The sequence below is a fragment of the Paractinoplanes brasiliensis genome, assembly GCF_004362215.1.
Taxonomy (GTDB): domain Bacteria; phylum Actinomycetota; class Actinomycetes; order Mycobacteriales; family Micromonosporaceae; genus Actinoplanes; species Actinoplanes brasiliensis.
Map to the genome: position 1 here is coordinate 2,230,334 of NZ_SNWR01000002.1, position 23,444 is coordinate 2,253,777.

Here is a 23,444-nt window from a genome sequence, read left to right on the forward strand (position 1 = left end):
GGTCAGGAGGCCATCCTCTCGCGCAGGGAGCGGGGGCGCAGGTCGGTCCAGGTTCGCTCCACGTAGTCGAGGCAGGCCTGCCGGGTGTCCTCGCCGAAGGCGACCGTCCAGCCGGCCGGCACGTCGACGAACGAGGGCCACAGCGAGTGCTGGTCCTCGTCGTTGACCAGCACCAGGTAACGGCCGTCGGGGTCCTCGAAGGGGTTTGTCATCAGTGGGTCCTCTCGGTGTCGGCGTACAGGTCGGTCAGGGTTCGGTCCGGGTCGGCCAGGGCCGCGGTCAGCAGGTGCTGGAACTGCCCGGCCAGGGCAGCCATCCGCGCGGGTTCGAAGTGGCCGGCGGCGTACTCCAGGTCGCAGTGCACCGGGCGGTCGCCGACGGGCTCGTAGAAGCTCAGCGTCAGCTCGGCCCGCAGCGCCCCGGTCGGCAGCGTCTCCATCGGCAGCGCGCCGACCTCGGCCAGCCGGGCCTCCTCGTGGTGCACGATCATCACCTGAGGCGGCGGCACCCCGGCGTCCACCAGCGCGTCGAACGGCAGGTCCTGCCGGTCCAGGGCGGCAAGGTCGGTTTCCCGTACGCGGGTCAGCAGCTCGGCGAAGGTGAGCTCCCCGCCCGTCGCGGTCCGCAGCACCACGGTGTTGAACAGGCAGCCGACAAGGCCGGTCAGCGATGGTTCGGAACGGCCGGCCACCAGCGCGCCGATCGGCAGGTCGGTTCCCGCGCCCGCGCCGGTGAGCAGCGCGGCCAGGGTGGCGTGGAGAACCATGAACATGCTGGTTCCCGTACGCCGGGCCAGCTCGTCAACCGCACGATGCGTGGCCGCGTCCAGGACGATCGGCACCACCCCGGCCCGCGACACGCCCGGCGAGCCGACCTGCGACACGTCAGACGAGCCGACCTGCGAAACGCCCGGCGAGGCGGCCTGCGACACGCCCGGCGAGTCAATCCGGGACGCGCCGGGCAGGTCGAGCCGAGGCACTCCGTCGAGCAGCGACGTCCACTCGGCCAGCTGCCGCGCGTGCGCCGAGCCGGGGTCGGCCGGGTCGCCCAGCAGCTCGTACTGCCAGCGCGTGTAGTCGGCGTAGTCCACCGGCAGCGGCGCCGGCGGCGAACCCTCGTACGCGCAAGCCAGGTCGCTGATCAGCGGCACCACCGACCATTCGTCCACGCCCAGGTGGTGCACGGTGAGCAGGACCGTACGGTCGCCGATCAGCCGGGCCCGCAGCGGCGCCCGCCCGGTCAGGTCGACCTCCTCGCCGGCGAGCCGCAGAAGCTGCTCGTTCAGGGAGTCGTCGGTACGGTCCACCCGTTCCAGCCGGGGCCGCGGAGTCTCGACCCGCCACAGCTGCCCGGCCGCCCAGCGATAGCCGGTGCGCAGCGGCGCGTGCCGTTCCACCAGGGCGTCGAGCGCCTGCGCGAACCGCTCGGCGTCCACCCCGCGGAAAACAAAGGCCAGATCCCAACCCCCGTACGGGGAACGGGCCAGATACCGCTGCACCGGCGCGCCCCGCCCGTCGGCTTCCTCACCGGCCGGACGGGCGGTCAGCACGGGCCCGCTGGGCACCGGGCCGCCGGCGACCCCGGTTTCGTCGCCGCTCGCCCGGCCGCCGGCGAACCGATGCGCGAAGCCGTCCGCCGCCGACCCGTCGAGCAGCCGGGCCAGGCCGGCCACCGTCGGGGTGTCGAACACGTCGCGGACCCGCAGGCCGGCCCCGAATTCCGCGCGCACCGCCCCGATGAGGCGCATGCACGACATCGAGTGCCCGCCCAGCGCGAAGAAGTTGTCGTCCACCCCCACCCGCGGCAGCCGCAGGATCTCGGCGAACAGCGCGGCCAGCCGGGCCTGCACCTCGGTGACGGGCGCCGCCTCACCGGCCAGCGCGGCCCAGTCCGGGGCGGGCAGCCGCCGCCGGTCCACCTTGCCGTTCGGGGTGCGCGGCAGGTCGCCGTCGAGCGGCACGACCAGCGCCGGCACCAGATAGCTGGGCAGCCGGGCGGCGAGGTCGTCCCGCACCGCCGCGGGGTCGACGTCTCCGCCCGCGGCCACGACGTAACCCACGAGCCGGGCCGTGTCGCCCGAGCCGTCGACGACGACCACCGCCTGCGCGACGCCGGGGTGCGCGGCCAGCGCCGCCTCCACCTCGGCCGGCTCGATCCGATGCCCGCGGATCTTGACCTGGTCGTCGACCCGGCCCAGGAAGTCGATCAGGCCGTCGGCCCGCCACCGCGCCCGGTCGCCGGTGCGGTACATGCGGGCGCCGGGCGGACCGTACGGGTCGGCCACGAACCGCTCGGCGCTCAGCCCGGGACGCCCCAGGTACCCGCGGGCCAGTCCGCGCCCGGCGATGTAGAGCTCACCGGCCGCGCCCGGCGGCACCGGCTGCAGCCGGCGGTCGAGCACGTAGGCCACCGTGTTGGGGTCGGGCACCCCGATCGGCACCGCGCCCTCCCAGCCCGGCTCGGCCCGCCACAGCGTCGAGTTCACTGTCGCCTCGGTCAGCCCGTACGCCACGAACAGGCGCAGCGTGGCCGCCCAGCGCGTGATCACCTCGGGCGGGACCTGTTCGGTGCCGACCAGCACGGTCAGGCCGGCGGGCAGTTCGCAACCGGGCGGCAGCGCGGCGACCAGCGACGGCGGCAGGATCGCATGCGTCACCCCGTACGCGGAAAGCAGTTGGGTCAACGCCGGGCCGGGGGTACGGGTCTCGTCCGGCGCGATGACGAGCCGCGCCCCGGTCGCGAGGGCCATCGAGACCTCGAACGCGAACACGTCGAAGCCGATCGACGCGAACTGCAGGATGCCACTGGCGGCGGTGACGCCCATCGGGTCGACGGCGGTGGCGACCAGGCTGCCGATGCCCTCGTGGGTGACGGTGACGCCCTTGGGCCGGCCGGTCGAGCCGGAGGTGTAGATGACGTACGCGGCGTGGTCGATGCCCTCCGGCGGCGCCGGCAGCACCCCGGCGACCGGCCCGTCCGCGTCGACCGGCACCCGCTCGACACCGAACACATCGGGCAGAGCGCAGGCGACGGCGCCGGTGGTGAGCACGTGCCGGGTGCCGGAGTCGGTGAGCATGAACGCCAGCCGATCGGCCGGGTGCTGCAGGTCGAGCGGCAGGAAGGCGGCGCCCAGCTCGAGCACGCCGAGCACAGCCACGATCGTTTCCAGCGAGCGCGGGACGGCCACGGCGACCACGCTTTCGGGTCGGACCCCGCGAGCGGCCAGCACCCCGGCGAGGCGGTGGGCACGGGCGGCCAGCTCGGCGTAGGTGAGCGTGCGGTCACCGTCGACCACCGCGAGCGCGTCCGGGGTCTCGGCGGCCCGCTCGGCGAACGCGTCGAAGAGGCTCAGCTCCTCGACCGTACGGGCGGTGGTGTTGAACGTGCGGAGCACCCGCTCGCGCTCGTCGCCGACCAGGACGTCGAGCCCGGCCACCGGGGTTTCCGGCGCGTGCACGGCGGCGGTGGCCAGCGCGACGAGCCGCCGGGCCAGCAGGTCCACGGTGGACCGGTCGAACAGCTCGGTGCGATACGTGAGCCGGGCCGTCATCGCGTCGCCGCCGTGCTCGGCCAGCTCCACCACCAGGTCGAACCGGGCGGTCCCGGTGTGCAGCGGCTCGTCGGCGACCTCGAGGCCGTCGAGCGTGAACGCGTCGGCGACGTGCTGCCGGTGCACGACCATGACCTGGAACAGCGGGTGCCGCGACAGTGAACGCGGCGGGTTGACCGCCTCGACCACGGCCTCGAACGGCACGTCCTGGTGCGCGAAGGCGGCCAGGTCGGCGTCGCGGACCCGGGCCAGCAGAGCGGTGAAGCCGGGGTCGCCGCTCAGGTCGGTGCGCAGCACAAGCGTGTTGACGAAGAACCCGACCAGGTCGTGCAGGGCCTCCTCGGTGCGTCCGGCGATCGGCGCCCCGAGCGGGATGTCGTCGCCCGCGCCGAGCCGGTGCAGCAGGGCCGCGGTCAGCGCGTGGGCCACCATGAACGGGCTGGCCCCGGCGTCGGCGGCGAGGCGGCGCAGGCCCCGCACCACATCGGCGGGCAGGTCGACGGTCACCTCGTCGCCGGCGGCGCTCGGCTCGGCCGCGCGGGGACGGTCGAGCGGCAGCGGGATCTCCTCGGGAAGGCCGTCCAGCGTCGTGCGCCAGAACGCGAGCTGCTCGTCCCGCACCTGGGCGAGCAGGTCACGCTGCCACTGGGCGTAGTCGGCGTACTGCACCGGCAGCGGCTGCAGACCCTTACCCCCGTACGCGGTGGAAAGGTCGGCCAGGAACGGACCGTCGGACCATTCGTCGGTCACGATGTGGTGCAGCAGCAGCACCAGCACATGCTCGTCCGGGCCGCGGCGGATCAGGGCGGCCCGCAACGGCAGATCCGTGGCCAGGTCGAACGGGCGGGCCGCGAGCTCGGCCACGTCGGCGTCGTCGAGCACGTCGAGCGGCGGGCGGGCCTGCTCGAACGGCAGGATCCGCTGGTACGGCTCGCCGTTGCCAAAGCCGATGACCGTACGGAGAATCTCGTGCCTGCCGGCGACGGCGTGCAGCGCGTCGTGCAGGCGGGTCACGTCGAGCGGGCCACGCAGGCGCAGGGTCAGCGGGAAGTTGTAGGCCGCCGAGGGGCCGTGCATGCGGTCGAGGGTCCAGAGGCGTTGCTGGGCGTACGACAGCGGCAGCCGCTCGGGTCTTCCCGCCGGCCCCAGCACCGGCCGGTTCGTCCTCCCGCCGGCCGTCCGCGCGGCCAGCTCGGCCACCGTCGGCGCCTCGAACAGGTCACGCAGGGACAGCTCCGCCCCGAGCGCCGTGCGGGCCCGGCTGACCAGGCGGATCGCGAGCAGCGAGTGCCCGCCGAGGTCGAAGAAGCTGTCGTCCACCCCGACCGCGGGCACGTCCAGCAGGTCGGCGTAGATCTCGCACAGCGCGGTCTCGGCCGGTGTCGACGGGGGCCGGGTGGCGGCCGTGGTCTGCACGGTGGCGGCGGGCAGGGCCCGGACGTCGAGCTTGCCGTTGACCGTCAGCGGCAGCTTCTCGACGGCGACGAGGGCGGCCGGGACCATGTAGCCGGGCAGCCGCTCCTTCAGATACGCGCGGACCTGCCGCAGCACGGTGTCGTCCTCGTCGGGTGTCCACCGCGGACCCCGTACGAGATATCCGGCGAGCCGTTTGCCCGAGTCGACGACCACGGCGGCCTGCGTCACCAGCGGGTGCCCGGTGACGGCCGACTCCACCTCGGCCGGCTCGACCCGGTACCCGCGGATCTTGACCTGGTCGTCGGTGCGGCCGAGGAAGTCGAGGTTGCCGTCCGGGCGCCGCCGCACCAGGTCTCCGGTGCGGTACATGCGCTCCCCCGGACCGCCGTACGGGTCGGCGACGAACCGTTCCGCGGTCAGCCCGGTCTGCCGGTGGTAGCCGCGGGCCAGGCCGATCCCGGCGATGTAGAGCTCACCCGGCGCACCCGGGGCGGCCGGGCGCAGGAACGGGTCGAGGATGTAGGCGCGGGTGTTCCAGATGGCCCGGCCGACCGTCGGGGTGGCGCTGTCCTCGGTGCCGCCCCCCAGCGTGTTGATCGTGTACTCGGTCGGCCCGTACAGGTTGTAGCCGGTCACACCGTCGGTGTCGCGCAGCCTGCTCCACACCGTGTCAGGCACGGCCTCGCCGCCGAGCAGCACCAGCGGCGGCCGCACCCGCTCCAGCAGGCCCTGCTCGATCAGGTGATGCGCGTACGTGGGGGTCACGTTGACGACGTCGATCCGGTGCCGCTCGCAGTAGCCGACCAGCCCGGCCGCGTCCCGGCGCAGCTGCTCGTCGCAGACGTGCACCTCGTGGCCCTCCACGAGCCAGAGAAGCTCCTCCCACGACATGTCGAAGGCGAACGAGACGGTGTGCGCGATCCGCAGCCGCCGCCCGGCCGCCGCGACGACCGGCCCGAAGATGGCCTCACGGTGGTTGAGCTGCATGTTGGTCAGACCCCGGTACGGGGTGACGACGCCCTTGGGCCGCCCGGTCGAACCGGAGGTGTAGATGATGTACGCCGGGTGCTCGAGCCGGGTCGCGTCGCCCCGGTTGCCCGGCAGCGGCACGTCGGGGAACTCCAGCGGCCCGTCCAGCTCCACCACCGGCACGGCCGTGTCCGGCAGCAGGGAGCGCACCGTCTTGTAGGTGAGCACGCACATCGGCTCGGTGTCGGCCAGCATCAGCGCGAGCCGTTCGGCCGGCAGGTCCAGTTCCAGCGGCAGATAGGCGGCCCCCGTACGCAGCACCGCGAACAGGGCGGCCACCATGTCCAGCGTCCTGGGCAGGGCGAGCGCGACGACCCTCTCCGGTCCGGCGCCGCGGGAGACGAGCAGCCGGGCGAGCTGGTTGACCCGCTCGTCGAGCTGCGCGTACGTGAGTTGCCGGTCGCCGGCGACCAGCGCTACCTCGTCCGGGGTGCGGGCCGCCTGATCGGCGAGCAGGTCCGCGACAGTGTCGGCGCCGACCGGGTTCTTCGTACGGTCCCAGTCCTCGCGCAGGGTGCGCAGGTCGTCGCCGGTGAGCACGTCGACCGGCCGGTCCGGGGCGGACACGATCCGCTCCAGCACGGCGGCCAGGCGGTCGACCAGCGCCCGCGCGGCGTTGCCGTCGACCACCTCGGGCCGGTGGTCGAGCGCGATGCGGAACCGGCGGCCCGGGGTGATGACCAGCGTGAGCGGGTAGTGGGTGGCGTCCACGCTGCCGACGGCCTCGATGCCGTGGCGTTGCCGCAGATCGGCCGAGTCGCCCTCGTCGACGAAGTTCTGCATCACGTACAGCGTGTCGAACAGCTGCGGATGCCCGGCGGCGCGCTGGATGTCGGCCAGACCCACGTGGTCGTAGGCCATCAGGTCGAGCCGCTGGTCCTGCAGACGCTGCAGCAGACTCTTGACCGGTTCGCCGGGGGCGGGCGCCACCCGTACGGGAACGGTGTTGAGGAACAGCCCGATGATGCTGTCGACCAGCGGGACGTCGCCGTGCCGCCCCGCCACGGTCTGCCCGAAGACGACGTCGGCGCGCCCGAGGTGGGCCCCCAGCACCAGTCCCCAGGCCGCGCTGAACAGCGTGTTCAGGGTGAGGCCGTGCTTGCGGGCGCCGTCACGCAGCTTCCGGGACAGCTCCTCGGGCAGCTCCACCGCATGCCGTTCGGGCAGCGCGGGGGCGAGGCTGCGGTCGGCCGGCCCGATCAGCGTCGGCTCCCGCAGGCCGTCCAGCGCGGCCCGCCACTGCTCGACGGCGCTTTCGGCGTCCTGTTCGCCCAGCCACTCCAGGTGGTGGCGGTAGGAGCCCGCCGGGGGCAGGCCGGTGGGGTCGCCGTCCCGTTCGTACAGGGTGAACAGCTGCTCGACGAACAGCTCCTCGGACCAGCCGTCCCACAGGATCAGGTGGTGGCTGACGAGCAGCCGGTCGCCGCCGTCCTTCCGCCGGATCACGGTGAGCCGGCACAGCGGCGGTTTCGCCAGGTCGAACGGCCGGGCCCGGTCAGCCGCCATCACCGCGGCGGGATCGTCGGCCTCGACCACGTCGATCGGCAGTTCCAGGCCGTCCGGAACGAACTGCGCCGGCCGGCTCAACCCATCACTCAGGAACCCGGCGCGCATCCCGTCGTTGCGGGCCAGGAGCGCCCTGCCGGCCCGTCGCAGCCGCTCCACATCCACCCGATAACCCAGGTCGAACGCGTCCTGCCCGGTATAGACGTCAAGCGCCCCCACGTCATAGCTGGCGTGAAAGAAAAGCCCCTCCTGCAACGGCGAAAGCGGCCACACATCCCCGACCGGATTCCCACTGATTTCCTGTACGCGTTGCAGTTCGCCCTCGGCCAGCGGCAGCAGAGTCGTGCGCTCAGCCACCTCACGTCCGGCCGCGCCTCCCGTCACCCCGCGCGGCTCCGCTCCCTCACCGACCGCCTCGCTCAGCGCCGCGCTATCGCCGGCCACCTCACGCCCCGCCGCGCCCCCCGTCAACCCGCGCGGCTCCGCTCCCTCACCGACCGCCTCGCTCAGCGCCGCACCACCGCCGGTTGCCTCACGTCCGGCCGCGCCTCCCGTCACCCCGCGCAGCTCCGCTCCTTCACCGACCGCCTCACGCAGCGTCGCACCATCGCCGGCTGCCTCACGCAGCGCCGCACCATCGCCGGTCGCCTCACGCGGCGCCGTGCCATCGCCGGCTGCCTCACGCTGCACCGCACCACTGCCGGCCGCCTCACGCAGCGCCTGGGCCCACCCGTGGGAGATGGCCGTAATGTCCTGCCCGGTCAGCGGCCCTTCCGCCCACGTCCAGGTGGCGGTCAGCGCAGGGCCGTGCGCGGTCTCCTCACACACCACGTCCACCTGCAACAGGTGCGCCAGGTCAAGTCCCCCGTTGACCTCGGTCGGCAGCTCGTCGGCGGCCGGCGTCCACAGTTCCCCGGTGCCCGCCGGGAACCGCCCGTAGTAGTTGAACAACACCTGCGGCTGCGCCATGCGGGCCAAAATGGGCGCGGTCTGTGCATTGAGGTACCGCAACATCCCATACCCCAGCCCCCCGTCGGGCGTGGCGTCGAGGCCGCCACTGTCGCCGCCGACCGGGCCGAACCCCGCGCCACCGTCCAGGCCGCCCGCGGCGTCCCCGGCCGGCCCAGCCGCGCCACTGCTCAACGAGCCGGACCCGGCGCCTCCGAGCCGCACCGGATGGACAGCCGTCAGCCAGCCGACCGTGCGGGACAGGTCCAGCCCGGGTCGAATGTCCTCCCGGCCGTGCCGCTCGACATCAACCAGCAGCTCAGCGCCGGTGCCCCCACGCCAGGCGTCAACGCCCCGATACAGCGCGGCGAGCAGCCCGTCGGTGATCCCCGCCCCGAACCTCCCGAGCACCGCCCGCGTCTCAGCAACCCCCAGCCGACTCACGTAGCGACGAGCCTCGACACCACTCCCAGCCCCAGCGCGGCCGCCCGCAACCCCAGCGCTGCCGCCCCCAAACCCAGCGCTGCCGCCCGCAGCCACGGTGCCCCGGGCGGCAGGGGATGCCGCGCCGTCGGACATCAGTTCCCCGCCGGGGGCCAGCACCCGAACCCAGTGCTCCAGTTCGGCGAGGCGCTGTGGGTTCTGCGCCTCAGCCTGTACAGCCTGTGCATAACGACGCAACGACGTTCCGGCGGCCGGCAACGGCATCCCTGAGGCGGCGGTGGCCAAGTCGTCGAGCAGGATCCGCCAGGACACACCATCAACAACGAGGTGGTGGGCCATCAACAGCAGACGGCCTTCATGCTCCCCGGCGTCGAACCAGACGGCCTGCAGCATCCGCCCCGCACTCGGGTCGAGCCGTTCAGTAGCGGCAGCGGCCTCAGCCGCAAGCACCGCGGCGAATCCGCCGGCGGGCAGAGCCGAGATGTCCACCCGCTGGATCAGCTCCCCGGCGTCCACAGCCGGCATGGCCTCCTGCGTCCACAACACCGACGCAATCCGGCGCAGTCGCAGCCGCAACCCGTCGTGCCGATCGACCACCGCCTGCAGAACCCGCGTCAGCCCCGGCAAATCGGCCGAACCAGGCACGGTGAGCAGAACCGGCAGCGTGAACCGATCGATCGAGGCCCCGGTGTCACGCAGCCAGTGAACGATGGGCAGCAGCGGCACATCTCCGACCCCATCGGACTCCCCCACCCCCTGCGCAGCCACATCCAACGTCCCCGTAGGCGGAGCCCCAGCTGACGTCCCCACGGATCCAGCGCCATCCGACAACCCGACCGACCGAGCCACACCCAACGACCCGACCGACCCAGCCACACCCGGCGTCCCCAACGATCCAGCCCTCACCGGCGTCGCCACGGACGCAACCTCAACCGATGTCTCCATGGCCCCAGCCGCTCGCCGCGCAGAATCGTTTGGTGTCTCGTCCGCGGCGGCCGGGAGGTTCGCGACCAACGCTCGTGGCGTGCGCAACGTCAGAACCTCCCGCGGCGCGATCGGCAGCCCAAGGCGACGGGCCCGGCTCGAGACAGCGATGGAAAGAATGCTGTCTCCGCCGAGATCGAAGAAGTCAGCCTCAGGAGCAACATCGGAAACCCGCAGAACCGCAGCGAACACGTCAGCCAGCACCCGCTCGCGGTCGTCACTCGGCTGACCATCGCCTGTAGCCGGTGTTGACGTATCAACGGCATCGCCTGTAGCAGCCGGAGTTGACGCGCCAATCGCATCAACATCGACGGACCCAGTCATGCTGACTGCTGTGTTGACAACCTTGTCCATGTTGACGGCACCCAACGCATTGACCGTCTCGATCGTCCCGGAAGTCAGTGTTGACGCCACGACAAGATCCGAGGAAGAGAGCCGAGAAGTGACGGCGGCCCCGTCGACCTTGCCGCCACGTGTCTGACCGTCGCCTGCAGCCGACGCTGACGCGTCAACAGCATCAACATTGACGGACTCAGTCATGTTGATTGTCGTATTGACAGCCTTGTCCATGTTGACGGCATCAAACGCATTGACCGTCTCGACTGCCCTGGAGGTCAATATTGACGCCACGGCAAGGTCCGAGGACGAGAGCCGGGACGTGATGGCGGCCCGGTCGACCTTGCCGTTGGGGGTCAGGGGTAGCGCGTCCAGAACCAGTAGGGCGGAGGGCATCATTGCCGCAGGGAGGGCAGCTGCTGCTTCTGCGAGCAACGCAGGACCATCCACAGCAGTGTTGTTCACAGACGTGTTGTTCACAGCGGCGTCGTCCACAGCGCGGCGGCCCGCAACGCGTTTGTCCACAGCGGGCGTGTCCACCCCACGCCCGTCCACACCACGCCCCTCCGCACCAAGACCGTCCACAGCGTGGCCGTCCACACCACGGCCATCCACAGCACGGTCGTCCATCCCAAGGCCGTCCGCAGCTCGGCCATCCGCAGCACCGCCATCCACAGCACGGCCATCCACAGCACCGCCATCCACAGCACGGCCGTCCACAGCACGGCCATCCACAGCACGGCCATCCACAGCACGGCCATCCACAGCACGGCCATCCACAGCACGGCCATCCACAGCACGGCCGTCCACAGCACGGCCGTCCACAGCACGGCCGTCCACAGCACGGGCCTCCACGATGTGGTCGTCCGCGGTGGTGGGGCTTGGTTGGGTGGGGGTTGGCACGATGCAGGCGACCAGCTGGATGCCCCCTGCGGGGGTCGGGCGGGGAACCACCACGGCCTGGGAGACGCCTGGGTGGCTGGTCAGCCAGGCCTCGATCTCGGCGGGGTCGATGCGGACGCCTCGGACCTTCAGTTCGGTGTCGGCTCGGGCGATGTAGGTGAGGGTCCCGTCGGGGTTGCGGCGGACCAGGTCGCCGGTTCGGTACATGCGGGTGCCGGGTCGGCCGAACGGGTCGGCCACGAAACGGTGGGAGGTTTCGGCGGGACGCCCCAGGTAACCGCGCGCCAACTGGGAACCGGCTACATAGAGCTCGCCCTCGGGGGTCGGCTGGAGGTGGTCGTCCAGGACGTACAGGTGGGTGTTGCCCACGGGAACGCCGATCGGCACGGCGGGGCCGTGGGTGCCGTCGTTGGGCCACCATGTGACCTGCACGGCCGTTTCGGTGGGGCCGTAGAAGTTGTCCAGGCGGGTGCCGGTGAGGTCGTGCCACCGGCGGGACAGATCACCGGTCAGGGCCTCGCCTCCGCTGGAGACCCAGCGCAGGGTGGAGGCCCAGGTCGGGTCTTCGCGGACCTCGTCGGAGAGCAGGAAGGCGGTGGCCAGCGACGGGACCATCGTCAGGGCCGTGACGCGGTGACGGCGGATCAGGGCGGCCAAGTCGGCGGGGTCCTGCGCGGCGCCTTCGGGGGGCAGGACCACGGCGGCTCCTGCGTACAGGGGCCAGAAGATCTCCCAGACCGAGGTGTCGAAGCCGGTGGGGGCGAGCTTGAGCATGCGGTCGTCGGGGCCGAGCGGGAACTGGCGGCGGGACCATTCCAGCTGGTTGACGATCGCGCGGTGGCTGACCAGCACGCCTTTCGGACGCCCCGTGGAGCCCGAGGTGTAAAGCAGGTACGCCGGACTGTCCGGGTCGGCGGATTTGGCCACCGGCCGCGCGGTGACCGGTGCGGTCGCGGCCGGAGAAGCAGCGACGGGGGAACCCGCGACCAACGGGACGGTGGCCGGGCTGTCGCCGACGAGCACGTAAGTGATGTCGTCGCGATGGGGCAGCCGGGACAGCAGGCCGGCCGTGGTCACAACGACGGTCACGCCCGCGTCGTCAAGCACGGCGGTCAGGCGGTCGGTGGGGTGGCCCGGGTCGAGGGGCAGGTAGGCGGCCCCGGACTTCATGACGCCGAGCAGCGCGACGATCAGTTCCACGCGGTTCGGCACCGCGACGGCCACGACCGGCTCCGCGGCCGCTCCGGACCGGCCGGCCCGCTCCGACGGGCCACCAGGCTCGACGTCCCGCCCCGAAGAAACACCAGGCCGAACACCCTGGCCCGACGAGAAAACGCCAGCCCGCCCCGACAGGACACCAACCTCGACATCCCGCCCCGAAGAAACACCAGGCCGAACACCCTGGCCCGACGAGAAAACGCCAGCCCGCCCCGACAGGACACCAACCTCGACATCCCGCCCCGAAGAAACACCGGGCCGGATGCCCTGGTCCGGCGAGAGAGCGCTGGTTCGCTGGGCGATCAGGCGGGTGGCCAGCTCGTTCGCGCGGTCGTCGAGTTCGCGGTAGGTCAGGCTGCGCTCGCCCGCCAGGACTGCCACGGCCGCAGGGGTGCGGATGGCCTGGGCGGTGATGGCGGCGTCCAGGGTGGTTGCCGGCACGTCGAAGTGGGGGCCGGTGAGCGGTGGCAGGGCGAAGTGGGGGCCGGTGAGTGGTGGCAGGGCGAGCTGACCCACCGGGGTGGACGGTGTGTGCACGACGGCGGTGAGCAGGTGGGCCAGTCCGGTGCGGATCGTGTTCAGGGTGGCCGCGGGAATGCGGGCCGGGTCGTACTCGACGGTCAGGCGCAGGCGGGGGCCGGGGGTCACGAGCAGGCTGACCGGGTAGTGCGTGGCCTCGCGGAACGAGACGTCGGTGATCCGCAGGTCCCCGGCGGCGAGGCCGGTGTGGTCGGGGTAGTTCTCGAGCACGACCAGGGAGTCGAACAGGTCGCCGGCCCCGGCGAGGCGCTGGATGGCGGCGAGGCCGAGGTGCTGGTGGTCGAGCAGGGCGGCCTGTTCGCCGGCGAGCCGGGTGAGGACGTCCACCAGGGGCTCGGCGGGGGCCCAGCGAACCCGTACGGGAACGGTGTTGATGAACAGGCCGATCATCGACTCGATGCCGGGCACGTCGGCCTGGCGGCCCGAGACGGTGCTGCCGAAGGCCACGTCGCGCCGGGCGGTGAGGCGGCCGAGCAGCAGGCCCCAGGTGCCGTGCAGGACAGCGCCGAGCGTGAGGCCGTGGGCGCGGATGCGGTGCGGCAAGGCGGCGGCCACGTCGTCCGGCAGTTCGACGGGGACCTGCCGCACCGGGCCAGGCGCCGCATCCGACCCGGCGAGCAGGGCGGGTTCGTCGTATCCGGCCAGTGCGGCTCGCCAGGCGTCGGTGGCAGCCTCCTGGTCGCGGGAAGCGAGCCATTCCAGGTAGCGGCGGTACGGGGTGACGGCGGCGAGCCGGAGGGATCCCGCGTAGCCGTCGAGGAGGTCGCGCAGGAACACGGCGACCGACCAGCCGTCGGTGACGATGTGGTGGTGGGTGAGGACGAGGGTGTGCCGTTCGTCGGCATGCCGGATGAGCAGGCAGCGCAGCAGTGGCGGCGCAGTCAGGTCGAACCCGGCCGATCGCTCGGACGCGAGCAGCCCTTCCAGGTCGGAGCCTGCGGCAACCGAGCCCAAGCCCGCTGAGACCGAATCCGAGGCGGCGGAAGCCGCGTCGAGACCCACGGGAACCGAATCCGAGGCGGCGGAGACCGCGTCCAGACCCACGGGAACCGAATCCGGGGCGGCATGAACCACCCGCCACGGGACCGTGACCCCGTCGGCGATGACCTGCACGACCCGGCCGTCGTCCAGCTCGTGGAAGCTTGCCCGCAGTGGGGCGTGGCGGTCGACCACCGACTGCACCGAACGCCGCAGCGCCTCCGCGTCGAGGGGGCCGTCGAGGGTGACGAGCTGCTGCACCTCGTACTGGTCGTCGCCGCCCGCGAGGGCGTGGAAGTAGAAGCCCATCTGCAACGGCGTCAGCGGCAGCACGTCGGACAAGCCGGGCGCGGCCGCGGCGAGGGCGTCCACGTCGTCCTGGGTGAGCGGCGCCAGCGGGAAGTCGGACGGCGTGTGCCCGCCGGCGCCCGGCTCGGCGGCGTGAGAGGCAAGGGCTTCGAGCGCGGCGAACCACCCCTCGGCCAGCGATCCCACGGCCGCGTCGTCGAGCAGCGCCGCAGGATAGGCCCAGGTCACCCCGAGGCGCGGACCGTCGGGGTAGTCCTCGGTGAAGGCGTTGATCTCCAGCGTGTACGGGGCGACCGGCATCTCGGCGTCGTACCCGCCGGCCAGCACGCCCGCGCCGGCCACCGGGCTCCAGGGAGCGCCGGCGGCGACGGTGAACCGGCCCAGGTAGTTGAAGCTGATCTGCGGGACCGGAAGGGAGCCCAGCACTGCGGCGGTTTCCGGGTTGAGGTGTCGCAGCAGTCCGTAGCCGAGCCCGTGGTCGGGCACCGCGTTCAGCTGCTCCTTGATGCGCTTGAGGGCTGTGCCGACATCGGCAGAGGTGCCGAGGTCCAGGCGTACGGGGAAAACGCTGGTGAACCAGCCGAGCGTGCGCGACAACCGGACGGCGGGGTCGATCTGCTCCTCGCGGCCGTGGCCTTCGAGCGCGACGAGCACCGGCGGCGTGTCGAGGCCTCGTTCACGGCGCCAGTCGGTGACGGCGAGGGCGAGCGCGGTCAGCAGCACATCGTTGACACCGGCGTGGAAGGCGGCCGGCACGCTGGTGAGCAGGGCGGCCGTGGTCTCGGCGGAAAGGCGCAACGTCTGACGCCGTACGGTGTCCAGGTCGTTCACGGTGTCGAGCGGGCGGCTCCCGAAGGCCGGGTCAGGCCCGGTGAGCTGGCCGGTCCAGTACGGCAGTTCGGCGACCCGGCCGGGCCGGTGCGCGTCGGCCGTCACCACCTCGGCCCAGCGCTTCAACGGCGTCCCGATCGGGGCCAGCGAGGCGCCCGCGTCTGCCTCGGCCAGGTCGGGCAGCAGGATCCGCCACGACACGCCGTCGACGATGATGTGGTGCACGACCAGCACCAGGTAGCCGGGGTCCAGATGAACCGCCTGCACCATCACGCCGGCCTCGGGGTCGAGCCGCCGGCCCGCCTGCTGCGCTGCCTCCTCGGCCAGGGTGCGGATCCGGGTCTCGGACAGCCCGGACGCGTCGACCCGCTGCAGCCACTGCTCGACGTCGACGGAACCGGGGGCCGCGATCACGAGGCGTCCCGGCGTGCCGGGAGTGGCCCGTACGAGCCGGGAGCGCAGCGCGTCGTGCCGGTCCGCCACCGCACGCAGCGTCCGGGGCAGGTCGGCGCCGGCCGGGACGCGCACGAGCAGCCACTGGTTGAAGGCCTTGAAGTCGCCGCCGCACTCGTCGAGCCAGGCCATGATCGGCAGCAGCGGCATGTCGCCCACGCCCGCCGCCGGGTCGTCGGCCACGTCGTCGCCGGTGGTGGTCAGCACGGGGGCCAACGCGGCCACCGTGCGGTGCTGGAACACCTGCCGCGGCGTCACGACCAGACCGGCCTGCCGGGCGCGGATGACCAGCTGGATCGAGACGATGCTGTCGCCGCCGAGCGCGAAGAAGTCGTCGTCCACACCGACCTCGGGCAGCCCGAGCACCTCGGCGTAGAGGGCGCAGAGCACCTCCTCGCGCGCGTCCCGGGCGGCGCCGCCGGTGGTCAGCGCGGCGAAGTCGGGGGCGGGCAGGGCGGCCCGGTCGACCTTGCCGGCGGTGGTCATCGGGATGCGGTCCAGCGGCACGAACGACGACGGCACCATGTAGTCGGGCAGCCAGCTGCGGGCGTGCGCGCGCAGGACGGCCATCAGCGCGTTCGCGTCGCGGAAAGGCGCAGGCCGATTCCCGTACGGGGGAACGGGGTTGGCCGAAGGCCGGTAGGCGGGCGCCGGTTGACGGCCGGGCGGGGTGAACACGACGTCGAGACGGCCGTCGACGGCGCCCGCGGTGAAGGTGACCCCGGCGTGCCAGCCGTGCTGCTCGGCCAGCCGATACAGGTCCTCGGGATCGTGCGCCCGGCGAGAAGCGGAAGGGTCCTGCGCACGGGAAGAAGCGGAAGGGTCCTGCGCACGGGAAGAAGCGGAAGGGTCGTGCGCCCGGCCGGCAAACGCGGAAGGGTCGTGCGAGGAGCCGAGAGCGGCGAGGTCAGCAGTCAGCCGCGCATTGGGGAGGCCGGTGATCCGCTGGGGACGGTCGGCGGCGAAGGACAGCGCGTCCCACGGGATCTCGACCGCGGGCGGCGTCTCCTCCGCCGGGGCCGTGCGCAGGACCACGTCGTACCGGTACCGGGTGAGCTCGTTGTGGAAACGGCCGCGCTTCACCCGTACGTCCGCACTGGTCACGCCGGGCAGAGTGCCGAACAGATCCGGGTCGGCCAGCAGCTCGCCCTCCCACAGCACCGTGCGCCTCACCGCGTCGGGATCGGCCACCCCGTGCCGCTGCGCCTCGATGCCCGCCCGCAACACGGGCAGCAGCCGCAGGTGCCGCACGTCGCCCACGAACACCGACCCGCCCGGCGCGAGCAGCCCGATCACCTTGGTCAGCACGTCGACCAGGTAGTCCACGCCCGGGAAGTACTGCACGACCGAGTTGATGACGATCGTGTCGAAGAACCCCGCCGGCAGCCCGTCCACGTCGTCGGCCGGCCGCGCCGACAACGTCACGCCGGGGAAATGCCCGCGCAGGGTGTGGATCGCCTCCTCGGAAAGATCAGTTCCCCAGTACGCCTCCACGAGCGGCGCGATCCGCGACAGCAGGAGCCCGCTGCCGACGCCGATCTCGAGCACCCGCCGCGGGCGCAGCGCCAGGATCGCCTCGACGGTGGCGTCCCGCCATTCCCGCATCTGCTCGACCGGGATCGGCAGACCGTCGTAGCTGGAGTTCCAGCCGGTGAAGTTCTCGCTCCACGACTCGGTGCGGCCCGCCGTGTAGAGCAGCTCGTGCAGCTCCTTCCACTGGCCGACCTGCTCGGCCGGGCCGTCCAGCCGGGGCACCACGTACGCGGCCAGCCGCACGTCGCCCGGCTTGTCCTCGCGGGCGACCACGGCGACCTGGGCCACCGAGGGGTGCTGCCCGATCACGGTTTCGATCTCGCCCGGTTCGATCCGGTAACCGCGGACCTTGACCTGGTTGTCGGCGCGCCCGACGAACTCCAGGCGGCCGTCCTCTCGCAGCCGCACCAGGTCACCAGTGCGGTACAGGCGTTCACCTGCAGGCCCGTACGGGTCGGCGACGAACCGTTCCGCGGTCAGCGCCGGCCGTCCCAGGTAACCGCGGGCCAGGCCGGACCCGCCGAGGTAGAGCTCGCCGACCCCGCCGGGCGGGGTGGGACGCAGCGCGGCGTCGAGCACGTGGCAGCGGGTGTCCGGGTCGGCCACGCCGATGGGAACGGTGGCGCCGGGCGGGGTTTGCGGGTCGCACAACCCCAGCGTGGAGTTGACCGTGGCCTCGGTCGGCCCGTACGCGTTGAACATGGGCCGGCCCTGCGCCCAGCGGTTGACCAGTTCGGCCGAGACCCGCTCGGTGCCCGCCAGCAGCGTCGCGCCCGCGGGCAGGCGGCAGTCCGGTGGCATGGCGGCCAGCAACGCGGGCGGCAGGATCATCATGGTGACGCCGTGCTCGTGGGCGTAGCCGGCCAGCGCCGGGCCGGGCACCCGGCGGTCGGCGGGGACCACGACCAGGCGGCCGCCGGTGAGCAGGCCGTTGCACAGGTCGAAGAACGCCACGTCGAAGCTGGGCGAGGCGAACTGCAGGACGCGGCTGTGCGGGCCGAGGCCGAGCCGTTCGGTGGCGGTGGCCAGCAGCTTGGCCACGCCGGAGTGCGACACGACGACACCCTTGGGCCGCCCGGTCGAGCCGGAGGTGTAGATGACGTACGCGGCGTGGGCCGGGGTGAGGTCGGGCGCGGGCGCGGTGGCCGGCTGCTCGCCGAGGGGCAGGTCCTCGAGCAGCACCGCGCCGGGCAACGAGGACGCCAGCTCGGCGGTGCTCAGCACGCAGACCGGTTCCGCGTCGGCCAGCAGGTAGCCGATGCGCTCGGCCGGGTAGTCGGGGTCGATCGGCAGGTAGGCCGCGCCCGCCTTGAGCACCGCCACCTCGGCCACGATCAGGTCGGCCGAGCGGGGCAGGCAGAGCCCCACCACCCGTTCCGGTGCGGCGCCCCGGGCGATCAGGGCGTGGGCGAGGCGGTTGGCCCGCTCGTCGAGTTCCGCGTACGTGAGGGTGGTGTCCTCGAAGACCACGGCCACGGCTTCGGGCCGCCGGCGCACCTGCTCCGAGAACAGTTCGGGCCAGGTCGCCAAGGTCACGACGGCATCGGTTCGGGCGATATCGGGCACGGCGGAGTAACACCTCTCGAAGGCGGAGGAGCGCGGTGAGCGCCGAGGAGCACGGGCGGGCGCGGCGAGCGCGGAGGAGGTCAGCCGATGAGGGACGGCCGGCGGGGGCGGGCGTGGGCGACGACCGAGGCGAGGATCTCGGCCGACCGCACCGAGGTGTTGGAGAGCAGCGACGACGAGATGCCGTGCGTGTGCTCGGTCCCGCCCTGCAGATAGACCCCGGCCCGTACGCGGGGCCCGAGGTCGACGCGGTAGTCACGGGCGACGACGACCTGCCCGGCGGCGTCGCGGCGGCATTCGGCGGCGAGCTCGCCCAGCAGCGCTGCCGGGTCGGGCTGGCGGTAGCCGGTGGCGAACACGACGGCGTCGGCCTCGAGCACCTGCCGCTCGCCGGTGATCATCGACTCGACCACGGTGTGCACCTTGTCGCCCAGCCGTACGGCCTCGGTCACCTTGGACACGTTGAGCAGCCGCAGCCGCTGTTCGCCGCGCACCTTCTCCTGATAGACCCGGCGGGACAGGTCCTCGATCAGCTCCTGGTCGACGACCGAGTAGTTGGTGTTGCCGTGGTAGTCCAGCATCATCTGCTTGACCTGTGGCGACGCGGCGAAGTAGTCGTCGACTGCGGCGGGGTCGAAGATGCGGTTGGCGAACGCGCTGTCGTCGGCCGGGCTGTAGCCGTACCGGGTGATCACGGCGTTGACCTCGGCCTGCGGGAACTCGCGGTGCAGGTAGTCGACCGCCTCGGCCGCGCTCTGCCCGGCGCCCACCACCACGAACCGCTTGGCCGACGGCGACTCCACCCGCAGGCGTTCGGCGTTGGGCAGCAGGTCGCGGGTGTGCCAGATGCGGTCGTCGGTGGTGACCCCGTCGGGCAGCCGGGGTGTCAGTCCGGTGCCCAGCACCAGGTTGCGGGCCCGGTGCACCAGCGGCTCGTGGGCGCCGGTGACGTCGGCCGAGACCACGTCGAAGCAGACGACCTCGTCGCCGTCGCGCACCGGGCGGACGGCGACAACCTCACGCCCGTACGCGACGTCGCCGTCGACCATCTCGGCCGCCCACTGCAGATAGTCGTGGAACTCGACCCGGGACGGGAAGAAGTTCTTCTGGTTGATGAAGTCGATCAACCGGTCCCGGCTCTGCAGGTAGCACAGGAAGCTGAAGTCGCTCTTCGGGTTGCGCAGCGTGACCAGGTCCTTGAGGAACGAGACCTGCATCGTCGCGTCCTCCAGCAGCATCCCCCGATGCCAGCCGAACCCGCGTTGCCGCTCCACGAACGCCGCGGTCACCGGCGGGTGCTGGGCGTTGTGCTCAGCGACCGCGATCGCCAGGGCCAGATTGGACGGGCCGAACCCGACACCGACAAGATCGAGAGCTTCCTCTGACATACGCATCCCATCGCGTGGGCCGGACCTGGCCGGTACGGAAATGAGCCACCTGAGCTGGGCGTACACACACGGACACCCTGCGTGCCTTAGGTTAGGCAAGGCTAACTATAGTACGATCCGCCTTGATCAGGAACACCCGGCCGGACGCGTCCACGGAGGACGCGGCTACGAGGAGGACGTCGCCCATGCGGGTCGTTATGTTCGGATATCAGACCTGGGGACATCGCACCCTGCAGGCGCTGCTCGAGTCCGAACACGAGGTGACGCTGGTGGTGACCCACCCCAGGAGCGATCACGCCTACGAGAAGATCTGGGACGACTCGGTGGCCGACCTGGCCGGGAAGCACGGCGTTCCGGTGCTGCTGCGCAACCGGCCCGACGACGAAGAGCTGCTGGAACGCCTTCGCGAGGCCGATCCCGACGTCATCGTGGCCACCAACTGGCGCACCTGGATCCCGCCGAGCATCTTCACCCTGCCCCGGCTGGGCACGCTCAACGTGCACGACTCGCTCCTGCCGGCGTACGCGGGCTTCTCGCCCCTGATCTGGGCCTTGATCAACGGGGAGAAGGAGGTCGGCGTGACCGCGCACATGATGGACGACACGCTCGACGCCGGTGACATCGTGCTGCAGCGGGCGGTGCCGGTCGGCCCGCGGGACACCACGACCGACCTGTTCCACAAGACGCTCGAACTGTTCGGGCCCATCACCGTGGACGGGCTGGCGCTGCTGGCCACCGGGCGCACCGACTGGACCAAGCAGGACAGGTCGAAGGCCAGCTTCTTTCACAAGCGAGCCGACGAGGACTGCCGCATCGACTGGACCTGGCCGGCCGAAGACCTCGACCGCCTCGTACGGGCGCAGTCCGAGCCCTACCCGAGCGCGTACACCTATCACCGGGGCCGCCGCCTCGAAATCGTGGCGGCCGAGGTGTCGGCGAACGTCTACGGCGGAACCCCGGGCCGCATCTTCTATCGCGAGGGCGACGGGGTGGCGATCGTGGCGGGGGCGGACGCCCGCCGGGGCCGCAACAAGGCGCTGCTGGTGACCCGGGTCCGCACCGACGAGGGAGTTGAGCTGGCCGCCCACGACTACTTCACGAGCATGGGCGGCTACCTCACCGATCAGTCCTGAAGCGCTCCGGCCACGCGGGCAGGCCCGGTCAGGCCACGGGGACTTCGCCGTTGCGCCAGGCGCCGGCGCCTGCGGTTACTGCTGTTCGGGCGCGGCGCCACTGGCGCCGGGCCAGTTCGGACGGTGGGGTCTCCATCTGTTCGATGCGCCGGCGGGCCACGGTGGCCGCGGCGATCATGGTGACGGTGGCGCCGGCGAGACCGATGATGCCGCCGGTCACGGTGAGGGCGGCGCCGGTGACGAGGAGTGTCGATGTCGGTCGAGTCATCGCTTCACTATGCGGCCCGGGATCGGCGGCGGCCTCATTCGAAGCGGATGAGCCGGCCGGGAACGTTGTATCGTCCTGCGCGTGACTGATCCACTCCTTCCGGGCGATCCGGCCGAGCTGGGCGGCTACCGGCTGCTCGGGCGGCTCGGCCAGGGCGGGATGGGCGCCGTCTACCTCGGCGAGCACCCGGACGGCCGGCTGGTCGCGGTCAAGATGATCCGGCCCGAGCTGGCGCCCGACACCGAGTTCCGCGCCCGGTTCCGCAGCGAGGTCAACCGGGCCCGGCAGGTGCCGCCGTTCTGCACGGCCGAGGTGCTCGACGCCGACCCCGACCACCCCACGCCGTACCTGGTGGTCGAGTACGTGGACGGGCCCAGCCTGTCCGCGGTGATCGCCCGCAACGGGCCGCTCGGCGGGGGCGCGCTGCACAGCGTGGCCGTCGGGGTGGCCACCGCGCTGGCCGCGATCCACGGCGCCTCGGTGATCCACCGGGACCTCAAGCCCAGCAACGTGCTGCTGGCGCCGGGGCTGCCCAAGGTCATCGACTTCGGCATCGCCCGGGCGTTCGAGGCGACCAGCCGGCACACCCGTACGGATCAGATGGTCGGCACGGTCGCCTACATGGCGCCCGAGAGCATCGACAACGAGCACTTCGGCGAGGTCGGCCCGGCCGCCGACGTGTTCGCGTGGGGCGCGGTCATCACGTACGCGGGCACCGGGCGCACCCCCTTCCGGGCGGACTCCCCCACCGCCACCGCGGCCCGGATCCTGACCCAGCCGCCCGACCTGACCGGGCTGCCCGCGCCGCTGCGGCAGGTGGTCGCGCGCACGCTCGAAAAGAACCCGGCCGACCGGCCGACCGCGTCCGAGCTGCTGCAGCTGCTGCTCGACCTGGATCCGGGCGACAAGACCGAGCTGATCCGCCCCGAGCTGCTGCAGGCCGCCGCCGCCGCGCAGAACAACCCCCGTCCGCATCGCCGCCCGCGCCGCCTCCGCCGGACGGTCCTCGCGGGGCTGGGGGTGCTGGCGCTGGGCGCGGGCGGCCTCTTCGCCTCGCACACCGCGGGCGGGGTGTCCAAGACGGTGAACCCGGCGGAGTCCGCACCGGCTTGGCAGCGGGCCGACGGCGGGCCGGCGCTGATCGACCGCCTCGACCGGCCCGCCCAGTGGCGCGAGTGGGTCGAGGCCGAGGGCCGGTGCCTGTTCGCGAACGGCCGGCTCGAGGCCCGCACCGGGATGGCGCCGGTCTTCCGCTGTTCGGGACCGTCGGACCCCTTCGCGAAGGACCAGGCGATCCGCGTCGGCGCGGCGATCCTCACCCCGGGGTCGTGCGCGGCGATCTGGTTCCGGATGGTCGGCACGGAGGGCCCCCTGGCGTCGCTGTGCGAGACCGAGGTGCGGCTGGGCCTGGACACCGCGGACGGGGTGACCGGGGAGGTGCAGGCCGCGCTGCCGAGCGCGCTGGGACGCGTACGGCGGGTCGAGGTTCTCGTACGGGATCAGCAGGCGACCGTCTCGGTGGACGGGGCGGCCGTGCTGACCAAGCAGTTCGGCGCGGCGATGCCGGCGGCCGGGCGGGTGACGTTCGGGGTGCTCGACGCCGCCATCAGCGGCAACGCCCACGTCGCGTTCACCGGGGCCGAGGTCGTCGCGGCAGCGTCCAGGTCGGCGGCGCCGAGCGCGAGCGGGCCGAGACCCCGGTTCGCCGACCTCACGCGGGGCAACGTCACGTCGGTGGCGACGTTGCACGCGTACGACCCGGCGCACGCCTCGGCCGTGCTGGAGCCGATGCTCTTCCTGACCGGGGACGCGTACTGCCGGGCGTTCCAGATCGACCGCTCGGACGATCGGTGCGTCCACCACGCGTGGATGACCGAGTCGAGCAACACGAAGGTCACCGTCCCGATCGCCGCGAACGCGAAGTACTTCACGTGGGAGGACCCCGACGGCGCGGTCCACATGGACGCGCCCGAGAAGGGCGGAACGTACCCGGCCGGCGCGAAGAAGTTCGCCCAGATGTTCAAGAAAGGCGAGGCAAGCATGATCGCGGTCACCACCGAGGGGGGCCGGATCACCCGGATGGCGGTCGTCTACACACCCTGATCGCCGCG

At 72.4% G+C, this 23,444-nt stretch carries 6 protein-coding genes; 2 read left to right on the forward strand and 4 right to left on the reverse strand.

Features of this window, described 5'->3' with window-relative positions:
• Positions 1–2: 2 nt before the first annotated feature.
• The 3 genes from C8E87_RS42070 to C8E87_RS42130 all read right to left on the reverse strand — a co-directional run bounded on the left by C8E87_RS42070 (position 3) and on the right by C8E87_RS42130 (position 19,932).
• On the reverse strand, positions 3–215 hold the full coding sequence (locus tag C8E87_RS42070) for an MbtH family protein (RefSeq protein ID WP_203720644.1): 213 nt from the start codon (positions 213–215) through the stop codon (positions 3–5).
• Positions 212–18,514, reverse strand: a complete 18,303-nt coding sequence (locus C8E87_RS44830) for a non-ribosomal peptide synthetase (protein WP_208116370.1) — start codon at positions 18,512–18,514, stop codon at positions 212–214. The genes C8E87_RS42070 and C8E87_RS44830 overlap by 4 nt, the downstream gene beginning before the upstream one ends.
• A gap of 110 nt (positions 18,515–18,624) precedes the next feature.
• Entirely contained in the window at positions 18,625–19,932 is a 1,308-nt protein-coding gene (locus C8E87_RS42130; protein ID WP_203720636.1) for a lysine N(6)-hydroxylase/L-ornithine N(5)-oxygenase family protein, read from the reverse strand.
• A gap of 185 nt (positions 19,933–20,117) precedes the next feature.
• On the opposite strand from C8E87_RS42130, the gene C8E87_RS42135 reads away from it, so the two are divergent.
• Positions 20,118–21,065 carry a methionyl-tRNA formyltransferase gene (locus tag C8E87_RS42135; RefSeq protein WP_133878905.1) on the forward strand — a complete coding sequence of 316 codons (948 nt, stop codon included), beginning with the start codon at positions 20,118–20,120 and terminating at the stop codon, positions 21,063–21,065.
• A gap of 28 nt (positions 21,066–21,093) precedes the next feature.
• Here C8E87_RS42135 and C8E87_RS42140 read toward each other — a convergent pair whose 3' ends face one another.
• Positions 21,094–21,333, reverse strand: a complete 240-nt coding sequence (locus tag C8E87_RS42140; RefSeq protein WP_133878906.1) for a hypothetical protein — start codon at positions 21,331–21,333, stop codon at positions 21,094–21,096.
• 81 nt (positions 21,334–21,414) lie between these two features.
• Here C8E87_RS42140 and C8E87_RS44835 point away from each other — a divergent pair, with 81 nt between their 5' ends.
• Positions 21,415–23,436, forward strand: a complete 2,022-nt coding sequence (locus tag C8E87_RS44835) for a serine/threonine protein kinase (protein WP_203720637.1) — start codon at positions 21,415–21,417, stop codon at positions 23,434–23,436.
• Positions 23,437–23,444: the final 8 nt, after the last annotated feature.

Excerpts from the sequence above, each read along its gene's own strand:
- C8E87_RS42130 (WP_203720636.1), bottom strand. The coding sequence starts at position 19,932 with ATGTCAGAGGAAGCTCTCGATCTTGTCGGTGTCGGGTTCGGCCCGTCC.
- C8E87_RS42135 (WP_133878905.1), top strand. The coding sequence starts at position 20,118 with ATGCGGGTCGTTATGTTCGGATATCAGACCTGGGGACATCGCACCCTG.
- C8E87_RS42140 (WP_133878906.1), bottom strand. The coding sequence starts at position 21,333 with ATGACTCGACCGACATCGACACTCCTCGTCACCGGCGCCGCCCTCACC.